General features: G+C 60.7%; 21 protein-coding genes and 2 pseudogenes. 7 read left to right on the plus strand and 16 right to left on the minus strand.

Going from position 1 to position 25,802, the window contains the following annotated elements:
* Positions 1–665: 665 nt before the first annotated feature.
* The 4 genes from FCU66_RS12650 to FCU66_RS42790 form a co-directional block, all read right to left on the minus strand.
* Positions 666–2,393 (minus strand): tetratricopeptide repeat protein, encoded by a 1,728-nt coding sequence (locus tag FCU66_RS12650; protein ID WP_136620625.1) that lies wholly within the window; start codon positions 2,391–2,393, stop codon positions 666–668.
* 51 nt (positions 2,394–2,444) lie between these two features.
* Entirely contained in the window at positions 2,445–3,851 is a 1,407-nt protein-coding gene (locus FCU66_RS12655) for an HlyD family type I secretion periplasmic adaptor subunit (RefSeq protein WP_136620624.1), read from the minus strand.
* 165 nt (positions 3,852–4,016) lie between these two features.
* A complete protein-coding gene (locus FCU66_RS12660; protein WP_246093875.1) occupies positions 4,017–6,323 on the minus strand; it encodes a peptidase domain-containing ABC transporter in 2,307 nt (768 codons plus the stop codon).
* A gap of 227 nt (positions 6,324–6,550) precedes the next feature.
* Positions 6,551–7,048: a hypothetical protein gene (locus FCU66_RS42790; RefSeq protein WP_206077170.1), complete on the minus strand. Its 498-nt coding sequence runs from the start codon at positions 7,046–7,048 to the stop codon at positions 6,551–6,553.
* A 94-nt stretch (positions 7,049–7,142) separates the two neighbouring features.
* Here FCU66_RS42790 and FCU66_RS41565 point away from each other — a divergent pair, with 94 nt between their 5' ends.
* Positions 7,143–9,035: a DUF4573 domain-containing protein gene (locus FCU66_RS41565; RefSeq protein ID WP_181956548.1), complete on the plus strand. Its 1,893-nt coding sequence runs from the start codon at positions 7,143–7,145 to the stop codon at positions 9,033–9,035.
* Positions 9,036–9,355: 320 nt separating this feature from the next.
* Here the strand turns inward: FCU66_RS41565 and FCU66_RS41570 are convergent.
* The 3 genes and pseudogenes from FCU66_RS41570 to FCU66_RS12675 all read right to left on the minus strand — a co-directional run.
* Positions 9,356–9,853: pseudogene (locus FCU66_RS41570) on the minus strand (DUF4347 domain-containing protein); the annotation flags it as partial.
* A gap of 83 nt (positions 9,854–9,936) precedes the next feature.
* The gene (locus FCU66_RS12670; protein ID WP_136616570.1) at positions 9,937–10,251 is read right to left on the minus strand and encodes a hypothetical protein; all 315 of its coding nucleotides are present in this window, start codon (positions 10,249–10,251) and stop codon (positions 9,937–9,939) included.
* 717 nt (positions 10,252–10,968) lie between these two features.
* Positions 10,969–11,229, minus strand: coding sequence for a hypothetical protein (locus FCU66_RS12675; RefSeq protein WP_136616571.1), 261 nt, complete (start codon positions 11,227–11,229; stop codon positions 10,969–10,971).
* A 189-nt stretch (positions 11,230–11,418) separates the two neighbouring features.
* On the opposite strand from FCU66_RS12675, the gene FCU66_RS12680 reads away from it, so the two are divergent.
* Positions 11,419–13,449, plus strand: a complete 2,031-nt coding sequence (locus FCU66_RS12680; RefSeq protein ID WP_136616572.1) for a glycosyltransferase — start codon at positions 11,419–11,421, stop codon at positions 13,447–13,449.
* Positions 13,450–13,550: 101 nt separating this feature from the next.
* Here FCU66_RS12680 and FCU66_RS12685 read toward each other — a convergent pair whose 3' ends face one another.
* Positions 13,551–15,068 carry a hypothetical protein gene (locus FCU66_RS12685; protein ID WP_136616573.1) on the minus strand — a complete coding sequence of 506 codons (1,518 nt, stop codon included), beginning with the start codon at positions 15,066–15,068 and terminating at the stop codon, positions 13,551–13,553.
* 295 nt (positions 15,069–15,363) lie between these two features.
* On the opposite strand from FCU66_RS12685, the gene FCU66_RS12690 reads away from it, so the two are divergent.
* Positions 15,364–15,906: a methyltransferase domain-containing protein gene (locus tag FCU66_RS12690; protein WP_136616574.1), complete on the plus strand. Its 543-nt coding sequence runs from the start codon at positions 15,364–15,366 to the stop codon at positions 15,904–15,906.
* Between the two features lie 176 nt (positions 15,907–16,082).
* The gene (locus FCU66_RS12695) at positions 16,083–16,895 is read left to right on the plus strand and encodes a hypothetical protein (protein WP_246093877.1); all 813 of its coding nucleotides are present in this window, start codon (positions 16,083–16,085) and stop codon (positions 16,893–16,895) included.
* 710 nt (positions 16,896–17,605) lie between these two features.
* Here FCU66_RS12695 and FCU66_RS12705 read toward each other — a convergent pair.
* The 7 genes and pseudogenes from FCU66_RS12705 to FCU66_RS12740 all read right to left on the minus strand — a co-directional run bounded on the left by FCU66_RS12705 (position 17,606) and on the right by FCU66_RS12740 (position 21,932).
* On the minus strand, positions 17,606–17,869 hold the full coding sequence (locus FCU66_RS12705; protein WP_136616576.1) for a hypothetical protein: 264 nt from the start codon (positions 17,867–17,869) through the stop codon (positions 17,606–17,608).
* Between the two features lie 631 nt (positions 17,870–18,500).
* Positions 18,501–18,875: pseudogene (locus tag FCU66_RS12710) on the minus strand (ImuA family protein); the annotation flags it as partial.
* A 343-nt stretch (positions 18,876–19,218) separates the two neighbouring features.
* A complete protein-coding gene (locus FCU66_RS12715) occupies positions 19,219–19,419 on the minus strand; it encodes a hypothetical protein (protein ID WP_136616577.1) in 201 nt (66 codons plus the stop codon).
* Positions 19,416–19,784, minus strand: coding sequence for a YybH family protein (locus FCU66_RS12720; protein WP_136616578.1), 369 nt, complete (start codon positions 19,782–19,784; stop codon positions 19,416–19,418). Before FCU66_RS12720 ends, FCU66_RS12715 begins: the two co-directional genes overlap by 4 nt.
* A 32-nt stretch (positions 19,785–19,816) precedes the next feature.
* Positions 19,817–20,302: a GFA family protein gene (locus FCU66_RS42795; RefSeq protein WP_425462852.1), complete on the minus strand. Its 486-nt coding sequence runs from the start codon at positions 20,300–20,302 to the stop codon at positions 19,817–19,819.
* Between the two features lie 997 nt (positions 20,303–21,299).
* Positions 21,300–21,593: a hypothetical protein gene (locus tag FCU66_RS12735; RefSeq protein ID WP_136616579.1), complete on the minus strand. Its 294-nt coding sequence runs from the start codon at positions 21,591–21,593 to the stop codon at positions 21,300–21,302.
* Positions 21,594–21,701: 108 nt separating this feature from the next.
* Positions 21,702–21,932: a hypothetical protein gene (locus FCU66_RS12740; protein ID WP_136616580.1), complete on the minus strand. Its 231-nt coding sequence runs from the start codon at positions 21,930–21,932 to the stop codon at positions 21,702–21,704.
* Positions 21,933–22,368: 436 nt separating this feature from the next.
* Between FCU66_RS12740 and FCU66_RS12745 the strand changes: the two genes are divergently transcribed.
* The gene (locus tag FCU66_RS12745) at positions 22,369–22,674 is read left to right on the plus strand and encodes a hypothetical protein (RefSeq protein WP_136616581.1); all 306 of its coding nucleotides are present in this window, start codon (positions 22,369–22,371) and stop codon (positions 22,672–22,674) included.
* A 184-nt stretch (positions 22,675–22,858) separates the two neighbouring features.
* A complete protein-coding gene (locus tag FCU66_RS12750; protein ID WP_136616582.1) occupies positions 22,859–23,299 on the plus strand; it encodes a hypothetical protein in 441 nt (146 codons plus the stop codon).
* A 12-nt stretch (positions 23,300–23,311) separates the two neighbouring features.
* On the opposite strand, the gene FCU66_RS12755 is transcribed toward FCU66_RS12750, so the two are convergent.
* Positions 23,312–24,085: an IclR family transcriptional regulator gene (locus FCU66_RS12755; protein WP_136616583.1), complete on the minus strand. Its 774-nt coding sequence runs from the start codon at positions 24,083–24,085 to the stop codon at positions 23,312–23,314.
* Between the two features lie 174 nt (positions 24,086–24,259).
* Between FCU66_RS12755 and FCU66_RS12760 the strand changes: the two genes are divergently transcribed.
* Positions 24,260–25,789, plus strand: coding sequence for an aldehyde dehydrogenase family protein (locus tag FCU66_RS12760; protein WP_206077102.1), 1,530 nt, complete (start codon positions 24,260–24,262; stop codon positions 25,787–25,789).
* Positions 25,790–25,802 lie beyond the last annotated feature (13 nt).

Consider the following 25,802-nt stretch of genomic DNA (forward strand, 5'->3'; position numbering starts at 1 on the left):
TCAAGTGCTCGCTTGTCGACAATCATGACAAGGCCTTCGCTTCGATGTCCTTCTTCGAGATCGGACCTGCTAAGGCCATTCGCGTCCGGCATATGCCCGTTGTGTAGCGGTCTTGTCGCGTCATTCGAAAAATCGGAAGTTTGGAGGTGTCCCATCGCTTACCTACTCCTCTCCGCCGCTGACTTTGCTTTTCTCCCTCTTGGTTTGGCTCCAAAGCTTGTCAGAGCGTGAACTGATACGCTCGTTCATCGTGTGTCAGGCTGACTAGATGTTAACTGAGGAATGGATTCAAGGAGTAGGGCATACGCCGCCCCAACGCACGGACGTATGGCTTCCCCGCTCTTTAGAGGTAACCCAAGCTGAAGGGCATACTACGATACTGTGGAAAAGACGCGTTGATCCTGGTTAACAATTTGTAATTATATATTAGCTAACTAATATATCCGGGTGTGCAACACTCTAGAGTTGCATAGCTATACGCAACACTAATAAGGTGTACGAAGCGTCTCAACCCTGTGTGAAGCGGCATTTGTGCAGCCTGGTTCCCGCGGCCTCTTTCTAGGATTCGATGACTTTCTTCGAGACCCATCCAGAACCTTTATCGCAGCAAGAAAAAACACCGTCGTCTTTTCACCAATCGCATCGACGGCGCACGCGGCAGGCTACTACCCAAACTCAGCGAGCTCGTCGGCGGCTTCCTGGATACCATGTGCAGCCGCCCGCTCAAGCCAAAGGCGGCCTGCCACCGGATTGCTTTCCCCGGCGAGGCCCTTCAAGAGAAATCGGCCAAGCATCAGCTGGGCCTGTCCATGCCCACATTCGGCGGCGGCGGCGAACCATTTCTGCGCTGCCGTCTGGTCGATCGGCAGGCCCTCGCCGGAGCTGTGGAGCGCGCCGAGCGCGAACATTGCCCCGGCATGACCGTCGGCGGCGGCCCGCTCGAACAGCTGGATTGCAGCTTTTGGCGACCGCGCGCCTCCGTGCCCGTTGAGCAACATCTCCGCAAGTGCCACTTGTGCGTCGAGGACGCCGCCGTCGGCTGCCTCGGCAAACCAGGCGCGGGACTGCTGCGCGTCGGCCGCCACGCCGCGCCCATCCTGGAGGATGCGCGCATACATGTATTGGGCCTCGGCGACGCCTTCAGCAGCGCGCCTCAGCCATTGCGCCGCCTGACGTTCGTCTTGCCGGACGCCAACGCCCTTGGTGAAACAGAGCCCGAGATTGAACGCGGCGATGAGATCGCCCGATGACGCGGCTGCCTCGAACCATCCGGCTACGCGTGTAGTATCGTCCGGCTCGCCGGCTCCTCCGAGAACGCGATTGGCGAGGTCGACTTGTGCTTCCTGGTTCCCGCTGTTTGCGGCAACGCGAAGCCAGCGCATCCCCTCTTTGTCATCCTTGGCAACGCCGTTACCTGTCAGGTACAGAGAGGCAATAGCGCGAGCGGCGGGCTGGTGACCCGCCTCCGCCGCCCGCCGATACCAGTTTGCGGCCTCTGCAAAATCCGGCGGCCGGCTCTTTACGTGACGATCGCCAAGGAGATACGCTGCCTCGATGTTGCCGCCCAGCGCGGAGCGCCGCATCCACGCCTCCCCGGCCGTGGGATCATGGTCTACGAGGCTACCGTCAATCAGCGCCAACCCCATCCGGAACTGCGCAGAGGGAAGGCCTTTCTCCGCAGCTGCCTGGTACAGCCGCGCGGCGGCAGCTAAGTCGGCTGTGACACCGAGGCCGTGCTCGGTAAGGACAGCGAGAAGATAGGTTGCGGTCGGCAACCCAGCGTCGGCCGCGCGCCGCACCTCGTCGGCAACCCTGGCCCGTTCCGCCAGCCCACTCCGCCGTGCCAGCGAAAGCGCAAAACCGAGGCATCCTTCGGCACAGCCGGCCGCGGCCGACCGCTCGTACCAGCGGTGCGCCGCATCCGGGTCGCGCATAGGTTCAGGACCGCTGGTAAGGATGTAGCCGAGAACTGCCTGGCCGGTCGCGCAGCCTGCCTCGGCAGCTTTCGTGGCAAGGCCGAGTGCTGTCACGAAGTCCGGCTCACCCGAAAAGTCTTGCTCGAACAAGCGTTCCGATTCTGAGCCCTTGCCGTCACTTTCCGCTGTCGCGAGGCCGGTCACGTAAAGTGCGGCGAGGAGTGCCTGCGCATCGGCGCTGCCGTGATTCGCGGCGCGCCTCAGCCAGCGCGTCCCCTCCACGCGACTCGGCGGCACACCCGATCCCTCGAGATAGCAACGTGCGACCCGATACTCCGCATCGGCGATCCCCGCGCGTGCGGCGATCGCCATGAGCGGAAAGGCTTCCGCGGGCTTGCCGCTGTCAGAGAACTCGATCGCCCGCCGCAATGCTGCCGCCGGGTTGGCGAAACCAGTTAGCCGATTCAGAATTGTCATTTTGGTCCGAGCCCTCGATTCCTCCACCTCGGTCGCCTACCGCGCTACAGCCTACGGCTCGCGCATTGCTTCCTGGCCGATCGGAAGCATAGCCCCGAGGATGTATTTGAGCACTGTGCGCTGGCCGACTTTCACGTCGGCGGTCACGGGCATTCCAGGGCTGACGTTGAAACCGGCGGGTACCCCGTGCAGCGCGACCTGATCGATGGAAATGCGCGTGCGATAGTACGGCCCGGAGTCCGAGGGCAACATGGCCAGGGAACTGTTTGGGTCGCGGGCTTGCTCCTGCGCCGAAAAGGAATCGGGGCTGAGCGTCCGCACAGTGCCGTGGGCGAGGCCATATTGCGAATAGGGGAAAGTGTCGAACTTGATGACCACGGGATCGCCGACGTGCACGAAGCCGCTGCTGCGGCCCACAATGTTTGTCTCGATCTCGAGCGGCGCGTCGGCTGGCACTAATACAATCAAGCGCTCGCCGGACTGCAGGACCGAGCCGACCGAGACTTTCGCCACCGACTGGACGATGGCGTCTGCTTCACTTTTCAGCTCCACCAACTGCTTGCGCAGCTTTGCCTTGTTGAGGAGTTCGCGGGCATCGGACATCCGCGAACTCGCCTCCGACAGCCCCTGTGAGACTTCCGCTCGCCAGCCTTGGATGTAGCCGTCGCGATCGGCAGCCACCGCCGCCTGCTGGCGCTTGGCAGCTTCTGCTGTCTGCTCCGCATTGCCGAGCGCCCGGGACATTTCCGCCGAATTGTCCTCAGCGAGAAGCGTATTGAGGCGGCTCCCGACCTGTCTTTCTTCCAGCTGCTTGCGCATCTGTTCTATCGAGGCCGCGACGGAGAGCCGCTGCCGGTACCCGACGGCATCCGATTGAGCACGCGAGATCGCCGAACTGAGTTCATCGCCTTGCCGGTCGAAATTCTCCAGCTTGGCGTCGTAGACCGCCTTGCGGCGCTCGAAGATGGAGGCCTGCAGGGTCCAGGTCGGATCGAGACCGTCATAGTTGAAGGCCTTGCCGTCGGCCTCCGCCTTCAACCGTGCCACTTCGGCCTCAAGCGTCGAGACCTGCATCGCCAGCGACTGGAGGTCGGCTGAGGCAAAGGTCGCATCGAGGCGGGCAAGCAATTGACCGGCTTGCACATGCTGTCCTTCGCGCACGTCGATCGAGCGGACGATCGCCGTCTCCAGTGGCTGCACGACGATGTTGGGCGATTGTGAGACCACGAGCCCTCTGGTCGTCACCACCTGGTCGACCGGTATCACTCCTGCCAAGGCGATCAACGCGATCACCAAGCTCGAAATAATCCAGACGATGCCGCGCGCCGCTCGCGGAATGGGCGCATTGGCGATCGCCGTCGACGGCCACTGGAATTCGAGGATGGCCGGTGTCGTCGGATCGCTCGTCTTCGTCCGACGCCAGCGGGCGGGGCGGATGGTGAGGGAGGTGCTACTCATGGCTTATCAAACCTGAAGTGCATGCTGTCTTTGGTGAACCGGACCATTCTGTCCCATCCATTCCAGCCTCGGACATGCGCCCAAGCGCTTTAGAGCTGAAGGAACGGATCACCGATTTGCCGGCGCCCGTCGCCGAAAGCACAAATCGATCGCCGCGCAACATCGTCAAACCAACCGCGGTGGTACGGCCACCGGGCGGCCGTGGTGGCCGTCGAGATGCCGGTTCTGCTGCGCCCACAGCTGACGATAGAGCGCGCATCGTTCGAGCAGAATCGGGTGGGAGGCAACGTCCAGAACCTTGCCCTGCTCCATGACCAGGATCTGGTCGCACTCGGTAAGCGAGGAAAGCCGATGCGAAACGATGATCATCGTGCGCCCGCTGGCGATGCGCATGAGGTTGGCGCTGACAACCGCCTCGCTCTCCGGGTCGAGTGCGCTGGTCGCTTCGTCGAGGATGAGGACGGTCGGATTGTGGATGAGGGCGCGCGCGATCGCCAGCCGCTGCTTTTGACCGCCCGACAGATTGGGCGATCCTTCCTCGATGTATGTGTCGTAGCCATTCGGCATTCGTTCGATAAATTCTTCGGCGCCGGCCAGATGCGCGGCACGCATGGCGTCGGAAAGCGTCAGGCCCGCGCGCCCGGCGATGATGTTGTCGCGGATCGACCCGCGGAACAGGAAATTGTCCTGGAGGACCACGCCGAGCCCCTGGCGAAGGTGACGCAGGTTGATTTCCTTGAGGTCGACGCCGTCCAGCTTGAGGAAACCGCTATAATCGCGGTTGATCCCCTGCAGGAGACGCGCGATCGTCGATTTTCCCGACCCGCTCCGCCCGACAATGCCGAACATGCTCCCCGCCGGAATGTTGAAGCTGACCCGGTCGAGCGCCGGCGTCTTGGTGCCGATATAGCTGAAGGTCAGATCGCTGAACGTGACCTCGCCGACGAGCCTTGGCCTCAAGCCGAGGGAATTCGAACTGCTTTCCAACGGCCGGTTAAGGACCGACGCCGCCTCGCCGATCGCCGCGCCGACCTCTTCGTAATCCTCGATCAGTCGAGCCAGTCCGACCAGCGGTTGCGCGACGCGCTGGGAGATCATCATGAAGGCGAACAGGCCGCCGACCATATAGCCAGAACTGTCGTTCATCGCGAGATAGGCGCCAATCAGCATGGTACCGAGCACCATCACACGTTCGATTGGCGTAACCAGGGTCTGCGGCCAGCTGGCGAACTGCCCGAAGGATAGACGCGCCCTTCCCGATTCCGCCACCCGCTCGTCCCAAAGCGCCTTGCGTTGCGGCTCGAGACCGAGAGCTTTCACGGTCTTTATGCCGACAACGGTTTCGCCGAGCGCCGCCGACTTCCATGTCTCGGCCTCGATCACCCGCTGGTACCTCCGGCGCATTGGTCTGAGGAAGGCGAGGATGATCAGCATGATCACGGCTGCGCAGGTTACCACGATCCAGGCGAGCTTGGCGTTGACATAGAACATCACCGGCACCAGCACGCAGAGCGTGATCAGATCGAGGAACGTACTGAGGAGTTTGCCGGTCAGGAACTCGCGGATGCGGTAGACCTGGGCGAGGTGGTACATCGTCTCGCCGGCCGGATGGCGCTCGAAATAATCAAGCGGCAGGCGCAGGAGCCGGCTGAAAACGTGCAGCTGCAGCTTGGTGTCCAAACGGGCCCCGACGACGTTGATGATCGATCGCCGCGCGTGGCCCAGGAGCGTCTCGTAGGCGAAGACGACGGCGATAATGGCCGACAAGAGCAACAGCGTCGAGACACTGTTGAACTGCAACACCTTGTTGACCACCGTCATGACGATGAGCGGCGGCAGGATGGTAAGGATGCTGAGCGTGAACGAGGCGATGGCAACGTCGCGCAGGGGCCGGCTTTCGAGCCGCACCAGTTCGACGAGCCAGCTGAGAGTGAAAGGCGCGTCCGCCGCAACATAGGATCGCGCGTTTCGCAGCAGCACCGCCTCGCCCGTCCACACCTGCGACAGCCGCAGTTCGTCGATCGCGGTGGATTCACCGTCGTCGGGCGTGTCCGCGCTTTTGAGGAAGACGACGTTGCGCTCGGCACTCGCCCCGGTGAGGAGTCCCGCGCCGCCATCGCTGAACAACAGAGCCACCGGTCCGGTGTCTTGAAAGCGCAAGAGGTGAGACCAGCGAACGCGGACGGCGCGAGACCACATCCCGCCGTTCCGCGCCCATTCGGACAAGTCGGCAGCGGTTGGAAACGGGCTTGCACTCGCCGCCCTGAATTCGTTCGGGTCGAGTTCGACACCGTGATAGCGGGCGACCGCGAGCATCGCCTTGAGGCGCGGCCCGGCCTGGTCAAACTCGGCGGGACCACCGGGAATACGCCCTGCTTCGCTCTCGCCGCCGGCCTGGCCGATCGCTTCGGCTTCAATGCCGGCGCGGATAGGGACCGGCTGGATTTCGGCATTCAGAGGGATGTTCGCCATGGACTTCCCTTCCGGCACGCAGGCGTGAGTTCAACAATGCCCCGGGCGGACCGTCCCCGCCGGGATTTCCGGCGGCGCTGATCATACGCCGGGATGGTCGGCGGCGCGAGCCCCTTGCCCATTCGGAAATGGCGGACGCGCAGGCCTTGCTTTCCCGCAAAGCCCGCGCGCCCGTTTCTCAGCCTTGGACCGGTTTCTATCGTGGTCTGTCCGGTCACCACTACTGCTCACTCATGCGGCTTCAGAATATCCTTCAGAGCTTTCTTCACTGTGTCGTCGCTGTTGGCGTAGCCGGCACCATGCTTGGTGTGGTCCGAGGTCAGGTCGGTGCTCGCACCCACCGGCTTGTTCTGGTTGTGACCTCCCTTGATCGTGTTGAGGACATTCAGGAGGTCGGTCGTCACCGTACTGGCCGCCAGGCCGATGAGTTGGCGGAACGACGCATGGCTGACAGGATCACTGTCTGTCGAGCCGGATTGCAGGAACTGCGTCGTGTCCTTGAGCCCGAGGGTACTGGCCGTGACCGTGGCATTGGGATCATTGGGCGTGCCGTCGTTATCGGAGCCGTCATTGGGATGACCCTTGCCCGGGTTGCTGCTGTCGCTTCCGTCGGGATCGTTGCCGCCACCGTTGTTGCCATGGTGGTGGTCATGATCGTGATCGTGATCGTGGTCATGATCACCGGTCTCACCGCCTGGGCCGGTCGCTCCAGTCGCGCCCGTCACTCCGGCTGAGCCAGTCGCGCCGGTCGAACCAGTCGAGCCCGTCGCTCCGGTCGAACCCGTTGCACCAGTCGAGCCCGTCGAACCGGTTGCTCCAGTGGAGCCGGTTGCTCCGGTCGAGCCAGTCGCTCCGGTCGAGCCGGTTGCTCCAGTCGAGCCAGTCGCACCGGTCGAGCCGGTTGCTCCGGTCGAACCAGTCGCACCAGTCGCACCAGTCGAGCCAGTCGCACCGGTTGCTCCGGTCGAACCTGTTGCTCCGGTCGAGCCAGTCGCTCCGGTCGAGCCGGTTGCTCCGGTTGCGCCAGTCGCACCGGTCGAACCCGTTGCTCCGGTCGAGCCGGTTGCTCCGGTCGAGCCGGTCGCACCGGTCGAACCCGTTGCTCCGGTAGAGCCGGTTGCTCCGGTCGAGCCAGTCGCACCGGTCGAGCCGGTCGCTCCGGTCGCTCCGGTCGAACCCGTTGCGCCGGTAGAGCCGGTTGCACCAGTCGAGCCGGTTGCTCCGGTCGAGCCGGTCGCTCCGGTCGAGCCGGTCGCTCCGGTCGAACCCGTTGCGCCGGTCGAGCCGGTTGCACCAGTCGAGCCGGTTGCTCCGGTCGAGCCAGTCGCACCGGTCGAGCCGGTCGCTCCGGTCGAACCCGTTGCGCCGGTAGAGCCGGTTGCACCAGTCGAGCCGGTTGCTCCGGTCGAGCCGGTCGCTCCAGTCGAGCCGGTCGCACCGGTCGAACCCGTTGCTCCGGTCGAGCCCGTCGCGCCGGTCGAGCCGGTTGCGCCAGTCGCTCCGGTCGAACCAGTTGCTCCGGTCGAGCCGGTTGCTCCGGTGGAGCCAGTCGCACCGGTCGAGCCGGTTGCTCCGGTGGAGCCAGTCGCACCGGTCGAACCTGTCGCTCCAGTCGAGCCGGTTGCTCCAGTCGAGCCAGTCGCACCGGTCGAACCTGTCGCTCCGGTCGAGCCAGTCGCACCGGTCGAACCTGTCGCTCCGGTCGAGCCAGTCGCTCCGGTCGAGCCAGTCGCTCCGGTGGCTCCAGTCGAGCCGGTGGCTCCGGTGGCTCCGGTCGAACCAGTCGCACCGGTAGAGCCTGTCGCGCCGGTCGAACCCGTTGCGCCGGTAGAGCCGGTTGCTCCAGTCGAACCGGTCGCACCGGTCGAGCCAGTCGCTCCGGTCGAACCAGTTGCACCTGTCGAGCCGGTCGCTCCGGTGGCTCCAGTCGAGCCGGTGGCTCCGGTGGCTCCGGTCGCACCTGTCGAGCCGGTCGCTCCGGTGGCTCCGGTCGAACCAGTTGCACCTGTCGAGCCAGTCGCTCCGGTCGAGCCGGTCGCTCCGGTCGAGCCTGTCGCACCAGTCGCTCCAGTGGCTCCGGTCGAGCCAGTCGCTCCGGTCGAGCCTGTCGCACCAGTCGAACCTGTTGCTCCGGTCGAGCCGGTGGCGCCAGTCGAGCCGGTGGCGCCAGTCGCGCCGGTGGCGCCAGTAGAGCCGGTTGCACCAGTCGAGCCTGTCGCACCGGTAGAGCCAGTCGCTCCGGTAGAGCCTGTCGCGCCAGTAGAGCCTGTCGCTCCGGTAGAGCCTGTCGCGCCAGTAGAGCCTGTCGCGCCCGTCGAGCCACTCGCGCCGGTCGAGCCAGTCGCACCTGTCGAGCCAGTTGCTCCGGTCGAACCCGTGGCGCCAGTAGAACCGGTCGCGCCAGTAGAACCTGTCGCTCCGGTCGAGCCTGTTGCACCCGTCGAGCCAGTTGCTCCGGTCGAACCCGTGGCGCCAGTAGAACCGGTCGCGCCGGTTGCACCCGTGGCGCCGGTCGCACCTGTGGCGCCGGTTCCGCCGCTCGCACCGGTAGAGCCAGTCGCCCCGGTTGCGCCCGTGGCGCCTGTTGCTCCGGTCGCACCCGTCGGGCCAGTGGGACCCGTGGGCCCTACTTGCCCTTCAGACGCGAGGGTGAGATTACCTCCATTAAAATTGTTGTTGCCACTAGGATTAGCAGCACCGGGCTCAAGATGATACTGCGGAGGATTGGAACCAATAATAGGAGAAAGTGTAGCTACTACGCCGAAGTTGGCGTTGTAAATGACATAATTATCAGTAGTATCCGGAATTGTTATTGTTACAGCAAACGAAAAAACCAAACCGTTAGTTGCATTTGGAAGCTGAAAGCTTCCAACAACTTCATCGTCTGAAAATTTTGTTAACGGCCCGGCGCCGTCTGGGTCCAAATCGCTATGTGTATCCACCAGATAATACGTATTGACATTACTGCTGTTGCCAGGGCCGGTAATTACGCCCTTAAGCGTCAGATCACCTGTCGTCGCAAGCACCCCCGAGTAACTGGCCACGCCAGCTGAAGTCATCGGAGGCAAAGGCGTGGACGAGCTTACGTGTGCGGATATCTCCCAGGCGCCGCCCAGGGCCGCTGCACCAATCAGCGACCGAGACGCGCAGACGTCCGTGCCCACTGCCTCTTCCAGCGCCTCTATAAAAGCTTCGCCCGCATCCCCTGATGCCGTCTCGCAGCTCCATAGCCGCAGCTCGCCGTCCGCGGCAAGCGCCCTGCCGATTGCGGCGAAATCGTCAGCCGCTTCTTTCAACGTCCCGACTGACCATTCTCCTGCGGCGAAGCTAACCCGGCCCGGTGCGCCATGCGCGATGACGTGGACCGCGTCGAGCCCTTCGTACGATGCGAGCGCGGCAGCGATCTGCCGTGCCGCCGGCAGGCGGCCATCCAAAATGACAGCCCGGACTTCCGGTCGCACGTTGCCGAGAACCGTGTTGAGATCGGAAATTGAAGGATCCACAAAGAGAATTTCAGAGGCGCGGGCCATGACTGGCTCCTGTTGGCTTTGAATTCAATTCAAGGGGAAACCGCCCGACGGCTTGGCCGGCGAGCGGTAAGGGCAAGGAGCGGTCATCTTCCGGATGGCCCGACGGCGCCGCCGGGGCGATTAACAGAGGGGCTCTCTACCCGCAGGAAGCTGGCGGCCTGGAAATTCCCGCCATCGTCAAACGCCCCGATCGCAAATGAGCCGGCGGTGCTTGGAACCTTGACGGTGAGAGCGACGGCGAGGCTTCGCTTGACGGCCTTGGGAAGGACGACCTGGCCGACGATCGCGCTCTTGGCCGTGTCCAAAATAAAATAAGTTACATTTTCGGTCGCGTCGCCGATCGGCAAAACGCCCCGAACAGTGACTTCCATGACCGCAAACCCTGCTGTGAAGCTCATCATGTCCTCCTCGGTGGGCGGCGGCTGCGCCGCTGCCTCTCCTGTTCGCATCCTCGGAATAAAATCATTGCGGAGCGCCGGCGCTCCGATGGGGCCCGGAGAAGCCGCGATCGCACGGCTGCCCGCTCACGATGGCTTATCGGCGCAGCCCTGACCGCCGGCGCCCGCGTCCACGTCACAGCTCCACAGCCAGATGCCCGCAGCCGCGGCGATACCCGCGCAGTCCTGTCGGCCGGGACCAAGACGTAGAAGCCGTGCGCCGGACGGCGAGAGACGGTTCGAAGGGCTTGGCATGACGTCTCTATGGAACAAGGGGGTTGCCCGCACTCGGCCGCGGCAACACGCCGGTACTCGCCGATCTGTGCATCTGGATCGGTTCTGGCGCTCAGCCTCAGGGGTTTTTGGGGCTGGTCGAAGCGGGGCGCTTCCAGTTCCCTGAGGTACCCGCGGTACGCACGTGATATCACACGGTACACGACCCACTCCCGTCACGGCTGACGCCAATGTCTCGGCGAAAACTCGCGAAGAGAACTCCGGAATGGAAACCCTTCCGTGCAGAAGGACAAACGTAACCGCGGCGGCGCGCCCCTCTAACGCACCTGCTTCATCATCCGCGAAATGGCCTTGCTACTCCAGAACCTCCGGCTCAACTCCCTACGACTTTCGCAGAACTGCCGGCTATACCCGCGACCTGCGGGCTCCCTCTATAGCGATATATTAGTAAGGACGAAAATTAGTAATTTGTAAACTATAAAGTAACGGACGGCTGGGTTGAGAATAGCGATTGCTGCAACGCAACGCCAAAAAATCCTTTGAGAATCTTAGTCTTAACGCATCCGCATTAATTTTCGTCAGCTGCAAAATGTGATCGACACCAGCTTCGCAGCCCTCTGCGGGATTGCCAAGGACCGACGCAGCAGCCGCTCCCTCGATCTTGACGGCGCCACACAAATGGCGGTGAAGTAGCTGGTCCGGCATTTTGGCTACTCCAGTGACGGGACCGGCAAGATGATCGGGAGCGGCAGTGGATTATGGACAAAGGGAGCTTTGGTACGGCGCACCGAACTGGTCCCAGTGCGTGGTGGATGCGCTGCTTGAGTGTCGCCCACCCTCACACCGCGAGCTGACAGTTCACAAATGACAAGCGGCAGGCGCCTTTGCCTCAACATGATCGTCAAGAACGAGATAGCGAACTTGCAGCGTTGTCTCGGGGCGGTTGTCGGCCACATCGACTGCTGGGTCATCGGCGATACCGGCTCGACCGATGGCACGCAGGACTTCATCAAGGCGTTCTTCGCCGATCGCAATTTGCCTGGCGAGCTGCATGAGTTCCCGTTTCAGAATTTCGAGCAGGCCCGCAACGCCGCGCTCGATCACGCCTATGCATCGTCGCTCGCTTATGACTATCTGCTTTTTGACGACGCCGACATGGAACTCGTGGTCGAGGATGCGGGCTTTCGAGCGCAGTTAGACGGCCCGGGCTACCGGCTGCTGCAGCGCGCCGATTCCGGTCTCATCTATTGGAACACCCGTCTTGTCAGGCGCGATGCAGGCGCGCGCTACCACGGCGTGACCCATGAATATCTTGACGTTCGCGGTGAAGTGCACGGGCTGCCAAGCGTTTGGTACAAGGACCATGCCAGCGGATCGAACCGCGTCGACAAGTTCGAACGCGACATCACGCTGTTGCTGGCAGCACTTGAGGAGGATCCGGAGAACCACAGATACTGGTTTTACCTGGCGCAATCCTACCGCGACGCCGGACGGACGGCGGAGGCAGCGGTGGCCTACGCCAAACGCGCCCAGATGGGCGGCTGGGACGAAGAGGCATGGAACGCCCGCCTGCAGGAGGCGCGTTGTTTGCAAAAGCTCGGCGACGATGCAGGCTTCATTCGCCAAGCGCTTGCCGCTTTCAATCAACGCCCCCAACGCGCCGAACCGCTCTATGACTTGGCACGGTTCTACCGTGAGAACGGGATGAACGATGTCAGCGTGCTGTTTTCGGAAGCCGGTCTGGCGATCAAGAGATCCGAGCAGGACATCCTGTTTCTCGAGGATTTCATCTACACGACAGGTCTGCAGGAGGAATTTGCGATCGCGGCAAACTATGCGCGCGATCCTGTGCGCAAGGATCGCGGCTTCGGAGCGTGCAACTGGCTGGCACTGAACCGGACGATTGGCGAGGCCTCCCGGAACTTGGCGTGGACCAACCTGCTTTTCTACGTCCAGGAGGCAAAGACGATCATGCCCTCGTTCCAGGCACGTCCGGTCGATTTCACGCCGCCGGACGGATACCGGGCGATGAACCCGTCAATAAGCCGGTTGGGTGACGAGATTGTCGTTGCGCAGCGGACCGTCAACTATGCGGTAACCGAGGACGGGCTCCAATACCTCACCCCCGATGGTGCGCCGATAACAACCCGGAATTTCTTGCTGCGCCTTGACAAAAATTTGCAAACCCAATCTGCAACCGAAATCCTGCCGCCAGCCGATTGGCCAGCACCCGCCTTCGACCGCATTCGCGGATTCGAGGATATGCGCCTGTTCGCGTGGCGCAATGAGTTGTGGATCGTAGCCAACGTACGCGAGTTGAATGCAGACGGATGGTGTGAGCAGATCGTCGCCCGCATCGACGAACGAGGTCATGGCCTCCACCATCTAACAGACTGGCGCGTGCTGCATCCTTCCGCGGAGCGGCAACATCAGAAAAACTGGATGCCGCAGGTGACCCCGGCACTCGGCGAGAGGGCTCAACAGCAGCTGCGTTTCGTCTATCTCTGCGATCCAACCCGCATCGTGGACGACCGGGGGTCGACGCTGAGCGAGAGTTCTCCGACGATCGATGCTCGGCACTTTAGGGGCGGCAGCCAGCTAATTGCATTCGCCGGCGGCTGGCTCGCCCTGATCCACGAGGTACAATGGCGGCCATCCGAAAATCGACGTTACTACCTACACCGGTTCGTTTGGTTCGACGAAGCAGACGTCATACGAAGCGTGAGCCGACAGTTCTTCTTTGAGAAGAAAGGCATTGAATTCGCGGCCGGTCTAGCCTGGCATCCGGACGGCAAGCGGCTGCTGATTTCCTATAGTGTCGCCGACAGTAGCTCGTGCCTCGCGACAGTCGAAGCGGCCGAGGTACAGGCGTTGCTGCAGCCTACCGCTCAGTTCTCGTCCGCATTTCAATTCGACGCGAGCTAATGCGGCTTCGTCCAACAAGGAAGTGGTCGCGCTAGGTGCAACCGATTGCAGCACTCAGACGCAGGCATATGCACTGTGTCCTGCGACAGGAACTGCGCGCGCTAGCTTGGCCCTCGGGCGTTTGGTGCTATTGAACCGTTTTTTGAGGTCCCCGACGATCGGTCGAGACTTTCAAGGTATGTGGCCATCATTGACGATTTGGCGGAGACGTCCTCGGCGCCCGACGCCAGATAAAAGTGCACAAGGCCACGACGTTCCTCTGGCGGGGCATCTTCGAGCCGGCGCGCAAGGCGCCGATAGCGATCAAGTAGTTCGTGGTTGCCCAGTCCTGTCCTATGCAGCACATAGTTGAGAATCGGCTGGTCTCCAAAAATTTTGAGAAGCTCGGGCGTCTGGCGGCGCGCGATCGCTCTGACCAGTTCATTCACCGTCTGCACCCGAGCGATGCTATCAAATCCGATTTCACCGGAGTTTCCGAGCACGGCCGTCGCTGGAAATTCTGAATCTGCAGCGTAGAGATATCTGCCGAAATAATTGCCGGGGTAGTCGGGCCAATCCCGAGGGGACCGACCAGCAAGGTCCTCGAGTCCGCGAGTTTCGGTTGCGCAGCAAACCTGCCTCTGGAGCAAAATCTCGATCAACAGATCTTTGACGGGGCAATCAAAAATAATATCAATATCGACATACAGTATCGGTTGATAATCATCATACAAGCCGTGATCGATGTAGTAACGATTGAAATAACCTCTCTCTTTCGGCGCAGGAGAAACAATCAGGCGATCTTGAAAAGCCTTCGGCACATACTTCATTACATCGCTGGCTGGCCGATCGCACGCGACGCCTACAGTGCCATCGTATCGGCCGTGCGTCTCCAGTGAGAGCAGCGAAAGCCGAAGGCACTCGAAGTAGGAGTCGCTTCCGTATACGCAGAAATACACCATCGGCTGGAAACGGGAGAAGCAATGAATGGCACCTTGCCCACCAACAATATGCAGGCGTTGCGGCAGGTTTCCGTAGGCGCTTCCGGAGCTTTCACACAGGAGCGACGCACAACTTCCTGCAGGCCGGAAACGCGCGGGACCGAAATCGATTTCGCGCCTTAGATCGATTACTTCCCCATTCCGTGTTTGCTTCCCCTCACCAGCGCTAGGCGCGAGTGATAAGATGTCTCGGGTGTCGTGGCTCAGCCATAAATGTCGGCGGAGCAGCCCTATGCCATCGATCGTATCAGGCCTGATGAGATGGTATCGCTCCCAATCTTTGCACCAATCTCGGTTATTACGAACCAAACCGTCCGAATCTGCGGAAATATATTGCCCTGCAACTCGTATCCCCACCGTGTCGTCCGCGAAGCTCTCGATCTGGCAGTCAAAATCGACGCCCCCATTCCGCAGCTCTAGTTGGCCAACCGACTGAGCTGTTGAGCTTGGCTCACTGCTTAGGTGTCCTCTCGAACAGAGCCGACCCCGAGAGCCTTCGAATTCCAAAAGCAAATTCAGAGGAGCTATCTCAAAGGCAGCGTGCCGGAGCTGACCAGATTCGGGATCTTCGTACAGGACTGTGTTATGGTGGCTAATCAGGTAGTAGCAATTCTGCACGTTTCGAACTGCGCCGGTCATGCGTTCGTCTCCGAGTGGCTAAAGGGGGACAAGCCGTTCCACAGCATTTTCGTCGATCGGTGCACTTGTTCGCTAAACCGGCATCTGAAATAGGGAGGGCGAGGACTCGCGTTTGACCAAAATTGCATCGCTCACACCATCCACCAACTCACCCAAACGGGTTTGCGGAGTCCTAGATTATTTCCATGGACCCTTCGTTCCAGATAGTAAATGATTTATCGGCTGGTTGTAACCAGTCATTGGCTGGGGGACTCGCTGCAATGGGACCTTCAGGTCTTAAGCGTAGGGAGAGTTCATGCCCTTCTCATCAAACGCGTTTGAACACTATGTAGGAACGTTATTCGATTTGCTCCAACCCGGCCGCGTCTGCGACATTGGGCCAGGGGAGGGCAAATATTCGGGAATCGCAAGACGCAAAGCAAAAGAACATGGCTTTGCGTGCCACCTGACTGCCGTTGAGATAGACCAATCTTACGTTGATACTTACGATCTTCACAACCTTTATGACGATGTCATAGTCGCAGATGCAGTTACACTTATAAATAATCCTCGTTGCAGATTTGACTTGGTTATTATGGGGGACTGCATCGAGCATATGAGGAAGTCAGATGGAATAGATCTAGTCAATTTTCTGATCTACCGTACGGGTTACATATGTATCATCACCCCGGAAGCATTGGTTCAAGATGACTGGGAGGGCCACGCCTCCGAAGCACATATCTCAGTGTGGAGCGTGGAGGATTTTCGTGGGCTAAACATGCTTCATCGATTTCATAACGGAATGCATGCGTTTTTGTTAAAGGGCTATCAGCCAAGCCGGATGATCATAACCGGCTAAGGCGAGTAGGTTCATTCGTCCCGATCCGATCGACCTGCGGACCTAGGCGATAGAGAGAACGAGGGTGTAACCTGAAGCGCCGGGATTGCATCAGGGTGGTTGTTGGCGCAGCCGCCACAGGTTTCACACTCGCCGCGCTAGCGCGGCCGGGCACCACGAGTATAGTCTGCGCAGCCATGTCTTCTGCACCTTCCCAGCCGGGCCTACAACCAACCCTCCTCTCCGCGCCGATCGAGCTCACAGGCGATTGGGGGCACATGCTTCCTCGCTCGGCAGATCTCGTGCTCGAGCGGATGCGGCATGCATGCCTTGACGGCGTCCGCCTGCTCTCCGACCGCCAGCCGAAGCGGCTGCGTGTCGACGAGCACACTTCCGGCACGCCGGCCATCTGGCTGCATCCTGACGGCAGCAGCATGGCGTGGATCATCGTGGATATCGGCGAGCGCGACTGGTCGAAGCTTGCCTACCAGTTCGGGCACGAACTCGGCCACGTCATGGCCAACAGTTGGCAGGCCGACGCCAAGCCGGCGCCGCCCTGCCAGTGGCTCGAGGAAGCGATGGTCGAAGCGTTCTCGCTGCGGGGCCTGGGGCGCCTGGCGAAGGACTGGAAGGAGAACCCGCCATTCGCCGGCGACAACGCTTTCGGCGATGCCATTGCCGACTATCGCGAGAGCATCATCCGAGGCTGTACCGCACTCGCCGACAGCCAGGGGCTCACCCGCGACGCCGCGGCGTGGTTCACTGATCATCGCAGCGAGATCGAAATACCCGGCCTCAATCCGTTCGCTCGGGCGATAGCCGTGACCATCCTCGCCGAATATGACCACGCGCCGGATTGCATCGAGGCGCTGGGCGCACTCAACCGGTGGCCCGGCCGAACCGGCATTCCCATCGCCGAATACCTCCGGCGATGGAAACACAGCTGCACCGAATTGCATGCCTCGCCGCAACTGCCACTTCGCTTGCAGGACTTGTTGCGTATTCCGTAACAGTTCAAATGAGAGTGGCGCTGAGCAACTAACAGATGCACGGCTTTTTAGGCGATCCTGCCTCAGCCGCTCGACGGCACCGGGCCTTAACGGCCGGACGAAGCAGCCTCCAACGGCCAACCGCCGGAGCTGGGGACTGGTTCGACCGCTAGGCCTGACCAGCAAACGAGTAGATTCGTCGGCTTGCAGTTACAGGCGGTTCGTGCATCCGCGCTTATCTGATCGAATTGTAGTGTAGAGTGACGCGTCGAATAGGTCCCGCAGTCGGTCACAGGGTTGGCCAATGGGGGGTCAGCTATCCTCCTCAACGCGTGGAAGGAGCCGACCCTCCTCCACGGCAGCTAGCCTGAGGCACCTCCTGGCTTCCTGCGGTGTCGCTTCCCTTGCCCAGGTGGAAATGCAAACGCGTGCCGCTCGATTCCATTGCGGGCCACGAAGGGCCCACGTCAGAAGTTCCTTGGAGGCAGCCTGCACGTTGCTAATCAAACGTCGGTGGCCGGCGCGGGTCTTCACGGGGACTTTGGGGGTGAACCACAGGAGAGACATTAGGGAAAATTAACTATTGTCGGAGATGTTTGAAAGAAATTTCTGAGCGGGAAGGCTGGCCTGCCAACTTCGCACTCAATGGCGAGCGGTTCGTGCTCGTCGATGGTGAAGGTCTTTGTTTCCAGCCACGAGTTGAAGGGCCACTGCGCTATCACACCGCTTCGTTAGCGACCGTCTCGATGTAGTGGCTGATGCGGAACGACTGGTTGTTTGGTGGCGTCCGGGGTAGTCGCCTCCGCCTCCTGCTTGGTGTCTTGCTGCCGATAGACAAGCTTGAACACAAGCGCGAAATACCCGACCTGCAACAGAGCCGCGGCGATGAAGGCCCAGGCAACACTCGTCCAGACAGACCCCGTGGCAACATAGGCCCAAGCCCCGACAACACCCGACGTCGTCAGCATTCCGACTAAGAACTGCGGAAAATACATCGCCCCAATCCGCTTCACATTCCGCAAAGGGCTACAGGCGAGAGTTTCATTATTTTAGCGATCGCGCAAGTATCGACCCCCTGGCGGCCTTTGGCAGACGCTAGCCTATTCGCCACCTACAGCGCGCCGGTGCCTTGCTGGCGTCCCTGAGAGGTAGAGCTCTTCCGCAACCGCGCTAACAGCGGCCCGACAGCCGAGAACGGAAAGCGAGAGGGTTACGCTGTCACCGCCGCTGCCCCTGCTCCCACTTCTCAAAATATGCTCACGACGTCCTTCGTCACCGGCTTATCGGCCATCGGTTGCCCCCCGAATTGTTGCTCTCATACTTCGTTCGTATGCTTTGCGCGTATTTAGCATGAGCGCATATAGTCCCCAGCCCACGGCGCCGGTTCTCACAACTGCCCGTAGGTTAGGCCCGGTGTCCTAGCCCCATCCCAACAAGGGGTGCCGGGCCGCTCCATCCAACCCCCTTATTGACTGAAGGCCCGCCGCTCCATTTGCGAGGCGACGGACCCTCGCCCCAGCCCACACACCTATCAATGCAATTGCTGTGCCAAGCGCATTGACCCGTAACGGGTCACATTTTGGCCCAGCGGCGGAACCGGTGCTTGGCTTTCGGATATTTTGAAACTCCTGCCTTCAGAGCGGAAGTTGAAGATGGGACCACCTTTGCTTCGACGTAGATCACCCGATCAGGGTGAAGCCCGACCTGGGCGATTGCCGGCGCAAACAGATCCTGACGCGTGACACACCACAGCACCTTGCCCGGCGTCCTGGCTGCAATTCCTGCTGCAAAAAGCGATGCGGCAGCGCCATCAATCGCACCATTGCCGCCACCGGCAACCTCATGCAGGGCGCCAAGCGCAACACCGCCCCCAGGCAGATGGCTGTCGATAGCAGCGACGCCGAACGGGACCACCGCCCGCTCGCGCGTACTTCCGCCTTGGAAACGCGCAATGCGATCGCGAAGGTCGGAAATGGCAGCAGTCGGCGTCGATGCACTCATCTGTTCTCGCAAAAATGCTGGTTGAACGTTCCTCATTTGTTCCTTTCAGCGAAAAGAGTCATGGGCTGGCGCCGGCGAGCGGGGTCGGTCAGGCATGAACGCAGATTGCTTTACACGACCTATGCATCAAATCTAAGGGAATCGGCAAGAGTGTATACGGAGGACAAATGGGTAGACTACCTCAAGAACAGGTTCACAATGCCGCCAATGCCTTGGTACCAAGTCCAAGCTATGGCCGAGAGCGACATGCGTTCGCTGTATCTTTACATCAAATCGCTCGGCGCGCCCGGTGATGCGGCGCCGCGTTATCGGACCATTGGCAAGGAGCCGAGGACACCTTACGTCACACTAGAGCCACCTCAGATGCCGAAGAAGTAACGACCTGTTTCTTCAGCTTCGGCGTAATCTCTTCGACGCGCACCTTGTCGCCGATCTCTTTTGCCGTGGCCATCGCCTTGGCCTTGTCCTTGGTGGTCAGCACGGTCCGCCAATGCGGCTTCTCGAAAACGCTCGCGATGTAGGTGGTCACCGGTTTGTCGCTCACTCGCCAGCGTCGCTGCTGTTGAGGCTGCACATGCGTATCAACCAGCCTCCTCCGGCTTGCCGCTCCAAAACGCTGAGTGATGTTCCGTTTCCCGTCGCCTCACCTTCTGAATAGGCAGCAAGGCACCAAGCCAGGTCGCCGGACGAGTTCGCTTCCACGAGGGCAAGCGTTTTGTCCCCGACCTCGCCTTGTGTCCAGATGCTGTGGAGTGCCTCAATAGCCGCGCGACCTCGAGCCGGAGGTGCGTAGGGAGAATGCACCTCGCCATCACCTGTGAACATCGCTGCGCAACCGGCTGCATCCCCCGCGCGGTAGGCGGCGACGTAGATGTCCCAAAGTCCCTGCAATTCATCGCGGATCGACATCCGTAGAGTTCTCCGTCGTTGCCAGGCTTACTTTACAGTTCCGGCCGCAACTCATCTCTGAGAAGTTCGATTAGCCTCCCAGCATCTTTCTCAGTTAGCTTCGGCAACTCCTCACACACACGATACCAAGGCAACTGAGTGTCCGCGTAGATATGCCTGGTGACCCTGGCCTCGGCCGGTCTATCCAATGTGCCCACCGTGATATTCGTCAACCATTCATCCTCCCGCCTAGATGCCTGCCATACGATCCGAGACCCGCAATGCCCACAAAACCCACGTTTCCCGTCATCCGACGAAACATAGTATTTCGGTTCGTCCTTCAGATATTTGAGAGTGCCGGCCTTAATTAGGACCGTAATCTCGGCCGGTTGGCCTGTGCTGCGCTGGCAAATGGTGCAGTGGCAGATATAGCCGTTGTGGAGATAGACCTCTGTCTCATATCGAACGCTGCCACAAAGACATCCTCCGGTGACTTTCGTTGGCTCGTGCCTCACCTGTTGCCCCTGTGAACGGTTCACTCTGATTGGCCGCGAAGTCGAATGGCTGTCGCGCTCTTAGAATATTAGCACTTCTTGATGAGCGGGCCACCACGTCAGAACCTCTTGTATGAGGCGGGACCGGCGGCCACTGAAAGCCCGCGCCTCTGGCGGAGAACGCGGGCCGATCGGAGGGCCGATCTTCGGCAGGGATGGGGTGAGCATCGCCGGCCGCCATCGCACAATTAGAGATCGCTAATGTTCCGTCAAGTCCGCTTACCTGGGCGCTAGTTAGTTGGCGGCATGTCGTTGCCGTCCTCATCCAGATCGAACGTGAACGGCAGTACCTCTTCGTAAAGATTATGGTACTCGATCACAGCGTGGTACTCGTCCCTCTAGTCGTCCCGCCCTGGCCGGCACGGCTCGAGTCACCCCGAAGGTTTCACCATCCGTGCCGGCCTACCAATGCCTCATATGCAGCGACGGGGACCCCTTGCGCGTTCAACGGGTGCGTGCCGGCCGCACGGCGTGGTGTGACGCGCGTTCGACGGTCACCCGCGGTGTCGTATACCCCCTGACCGTCGCGGGCGCTGACCTCACCCTGCTGACTGGGGGTCTCCCGTCGTGCTACCGACGCGCGATCATGGAGTGCGGCATGGGCCGCAACAGGAGGAATATATTCCTCGCCTAGACCGCATTGGCAAGCGCTGTTCATTCGATGGCACGGGACCGGTAAAGCCCCTGAAAGGATGATGGCCACCCGCACTTAGCCTTAATTGAGCGACTGCTGATGTGGATGTAAATTCACTGGCGCGGGACCTCCCGCAGTGGCCGGTGCAAGCTTTAAATCCGGCACCCGCCGTCGACTGCGGATGTACCAGCGACGGCGGGAGCAGGCGTTGGCCCTTACTCTTCCCTAAAATCCTGCAGCGAGGCATGGCGTAAATCGTCCTCGCCGCGCAGGTGCTTCACACGGCCGATCAGACCCGGCTTCTCCTCCTCGATCCGCACCGATCTCCTTGAAGCGCGCGGCGATGGTTCAGCAGCGCGCAGCTGTCTTTTCCATCTGGCCAGGGGCGGCGCCCTTCGCGTCGACTGTCGCCTGACCAGGCGCCGAAGACTGTGCACTGCCGGTCTGCTGGCCGGTGGCACAATCTTTTGCCGCATTCGGTTTCGACGTGCCGCCCGTTATGGTGGGGTCAAGCTTCATGCCGCCGGCCGCACCATAATTCGTTCTGATACCGTGTTTATGTTGAACGGGCGTGGCGGCTTGTGACCACGACAGGCCAGCCGACAAAGCGATTACAACTGATGTGAACATAAGCCGTTGCATGATATTTCTCCCGGTTTGAGCGCTGTGCGACTTGGGGTGTTGGTTTGCCCCTGCTGACTAAAGAACTATTAGCGGTATCTAACGTTCCTTTCCTCGCGTGCGTTTTGCTCATTCTTCCCCGAAATCCTGCACAGACGCGTGGCGCAGCTTTGGCTCGCCGCGGAGAGTCTTCACGCGCGCCGTGATGCCGGGGCTGACCCATTCGACATCCGGGGTGACCACCGCCTTCGGCAAGCCCTCCGGCGGCCCGCCCTTGGCCTGCTGCAGCCGCTTCCACAACCGATCCTTGATCGCGCTGTTTGTGGCGATGACGGCCTTGCCCACATACTTGCCGTTCAAGCCGCGCCGTCCGAGCCGCTATCGAGTTCTATGGACCGGACGCGGCAACTGCTGTCGCGTGCTGTGCGCTGGAAGCACATTTTGCGGGCCGCAGAGTGGACTACCGCTTCTGGTGTGGCGTCTTCATGGAACTGGCAAAAAGGGAAGCCCGCCACTGAGGAAGCAGTGACGGGCCCCCGAAAGATGTCGAAACAACTTTCGTGCACCCGCGTCACACAGATGCGTAGCCAAAACGAGCCGAAGAACAAGCCGTTCCAACTGGCACAAAAAAGCCCGCCACCTTTCGGCAGCGGGCTAGGTCACGCAGAGTGCTGGGATCAACCAGCATAGGGTCAACGGGCGGCTGAGGGGTTGGTTGCTAAGTGGCCTAGCCCGCCCCTTGGAGGAACGCAGATACCGTGGTTTGATGATGCCGTGAATGAGGGAGGATTGCAGAATGGCTACTCAGTTCATTTCAAGCGATGCACCTGGCGAATCGACTGGATCGATCCTTGTGCTGCAAGCGCTTGTGGCGCAGCTCATTGCCAGGCATCCTGACCGGGATCGTATAATCAAAAGCGTCTCGGTCATGTCCGATGGCATCAAGACTTCCGCTCCGAGCCAAACTGCCGCCGACGCACGGAAACAGATTAACGACCTGGTCAAAGGCATGGATGACACCGCGGCCAGTATTCGCGAATATCTGACTGAGATCGACATAAACGCCGACGCGGGATTCAAAGGCTCCCCAATAAGCGACTGAAGTTGGCGCCTGCTTGCGGCGCAGATCGTCCTGTTCCTCATAGTGACGCTGAAACCCTTCAGAATCATACCCGGTATCGACCGCACCGCGCGGGCGAGTTGCGCCATGAGGAATGTCAGATGTCAGAGAAGTCACAATGCAGCCTCGCGCTTATTGGGCGAAGAAGGAGGCTGGGAAGCCGGTTGTGACCTTCAAGCTTCCGGCCCACTCGGCCGGTATTCCAGAATGGGTCGATATTCTTCCAACACCACGCAAGGCCGAGCCTCTTCCCCCAATCCAGGCATCGCTCAAGGTAGCAACTGCTGCCGTCAGCGGGATTGTCGTTCCAGAGACGCTCGACAATCTTCACCCGAGGGTGAAGGCATGGCTTGCCCAGCACAAGCGAGAACAGAAAGAGCGGGAACAAGAGAACAAGAAGCGCAGTCGCGAATCCTGGGACTGGACGAGACCCCTGCTCGATGACCTAACAGAGCGCGACCTCTATCGGGTTCTCCTCAGGATTCCGTCGACGGGCGCGAGCTGCCGGCACCGTCAGCATCGATCCTCTGGTGCGTCGAGGATGGACTCACCCTTGCATGCATTGCGTGCCCTTATCCAGCTGACTATGCGTTGCTCCCAACCATAGTGTCGACCAGCTCTAGTCGGGCCCAAAGGCCAGCGACTTAGCCAATTGCTCGGCTGTGTTCTTCAGGTCGGCGACGTGTCGCTCAAACGCGTCGCCGACGATACGATGATAGGGTCCGGTAAGGCCGATGGCATAGATCACACCCATTGCCTTGGTATGAATGGGGCAGGCGATCGAGGCTAGACCCTCTACATGTTCCGCCAAGTCGGTCGCGTAGCCCTTTGCGCGGACGACCTCTAGCTCCTGCCTGAGCTTGGCCTTGTTGGTTGTCGAATTCGCAGTGAGCGCTGCCAGGGGTTGTTCGAGCAGCGCCGCGACGACCTGTTCGTCCTGCCATGCCAGGATTGCCTTGGCCGAGGCAGCCGCATTGATGGGCATGATGCTGCCGGGAACCACATATGTCCGCACGGGCGTGTCCGGCGCTTCGCTGTTGACCGAGCGGATCTGCAATCCCGAGAGTTTGACGATGAAGCAGGACTCGCCGGTCTTGTCAGCCAGTGCCTGAAGCGGCCGCTTGGTCACAATTTCGATCCAGCTGCTGTCGGACGCCGTGTGCAGCAAGCGCAGGAGCCGTCGCCCAAGCACGACATTGCGGCTTTTGATCCCGCTCGCCGCGACAAGGCCCGCCTCGTTCAACGTCTTCAGCAGCCGGTTCACGGTGGTCTTGGGCAGGCCAAGCATGGACTCGACATCGCTCGCCGCCAGTCCTTCCGGGAATGGTGCCAGCACTTCAAGGACGGATATATATCGCTCCAGCGGCCCGTCCGTGTTTGTCAGATCGTCCATAGCAGCACCAGCGTTGCCCCGTTGTCGTCAAGACAGGGTTAGCGCAGGACGGTTCCACTTTCTAGGCCATCCGACCAATAAGTGGGCCCAGGCTTGACAGCAGACATTGAGTTCCGATAAACGGAACTAAGTTCCAATAATCGGTAGTTGGCGATGCTGGGTTCTTTGCCGAGAGTGACCTATTCAAACACCGGAACGGACTTCTCCGGCGTTCATGACCGGCTCGACCAGATGGTTCCAGACTTCGAAGCCAAGGGGCTTAGCCGGATCTGGACAACCGAATTCGCCAGCGGACCATCCTATTCGGTTGTGAGCCCCATCGACCGTGCTCTGGTGTTGGGCGAGTTTCCTACTTCAACTGTTTCGGATGTTCAGGCAGCGATTGCCACAGCCAGTGCAGCGGGGCGGGACTGGTCCGCGCGTTCGCTGGCTGAGCGGCTGGATTTTGCATCGCGCTGGGCGCAGGCGCTGGAGGCCGGAAAGTACAATCTGGCGCTGGCGGCACTCTACGAGATTGGGAAATCGCGCCTCGAGGCCGTCGGCGAGGCCGAAGAGTGCATCGACATCGTGGCCTACTACCGACGCGAGATCGAGCTACGCAACGGCTATACCCAACCAATGAACCAGCTGGTCCAAAACGAGACCACCAGGAGCGTTCTGCGTCCCTATGGCGTCTTCGGCGTGATTTCGCCTTTCAATTTCCCCCTAGCGCTCTCGATCAATATGATCTGTGGTGCCCTGCTGACGGGAAATACGGTCGTATACAAGCCGTCGCGCGGCTGTGCGCTCACCGGCCTGATGCTCTCCGAGACACTCAAGGCGGCCGGCCTGCCTCGCGGCGTGTTCAACGTCGTGATCGGCGGACGTGTGGTTGGCGAAACCATCGTAAACTCCGCCGGCATTGATGGCATTGCCTTCACCGGTTCCTATGAGACCGGCATGGGCATTCTTCGTCAATTGGTGGCGCAGGATCATGCCAAGCCACTGATCGCCGACATGGGCGGCAAGAACCCGGCCTATGTGACGCGGAACGCGGAGATTGCGGTCGCCGCCGAAGGCGTCGCCCGCTCGGCGTTCGGTCTTCAGGGGCAGAAGTGCAGTGCCTGTTCGGTCGTCTATGTGGACCGGGTCGTCAAGGACGCGTTCGTTTCTGCGATCAAAGCATTTGCGGATACCTTACGCGTCGGCGACCCCCGAGCACGCGAGCAGTTCATGGGGCCGCTTTACGATGACCAGAGCGCCGCACGCTTTGTCTCCGCCGTCGAGGAGGCACGTTCGAGAGGCAAAGTCCATTTCGGCGGCAACCGCGTTGATGGCCTGCCAGGCAATTACTTTACTCCAGCCATTGTCGAACTCGGCGCCCAGGATCGGCTGACCAAGGACGAACTCTTCATGCCTTTCCTGGTCGTCCGACCAGTGGACGACCTGCAGGCCGGCCTCGAAGAGGGCAATGCCGTGAACTACGGCTTGTCGGCGGGTGTTTATTCCCGGGATCAGGCCGAAATCGACTACTTCATGGCCCACGCGGAAGCCGGGGTCCTCTATGCCAACCGGTCGAGCGGCGCGACGACGGGGGCCTGGCCGGGTTCCCAGCCTTTCTGCGGCTGGAAAGGATCGGGGGCGACCGGCAAGGGCGGCCTGGGGCCGCACTATCTGCCCCAGTTTACGCGCGAGCAGAGCCACACCGTGATGTACAAGCCCTGATCGGGACGGAAAG

Source organism: Mesorhizobium norvegicum (genome assembly GCF_004919685.1).
Lineage (GTDB): Bacteria > Pseudomonadota > Alphaproteobacteria > Rhizobiales > Rhizobiaceae > Mesorhizobium > Mesorhizobium norvegicum.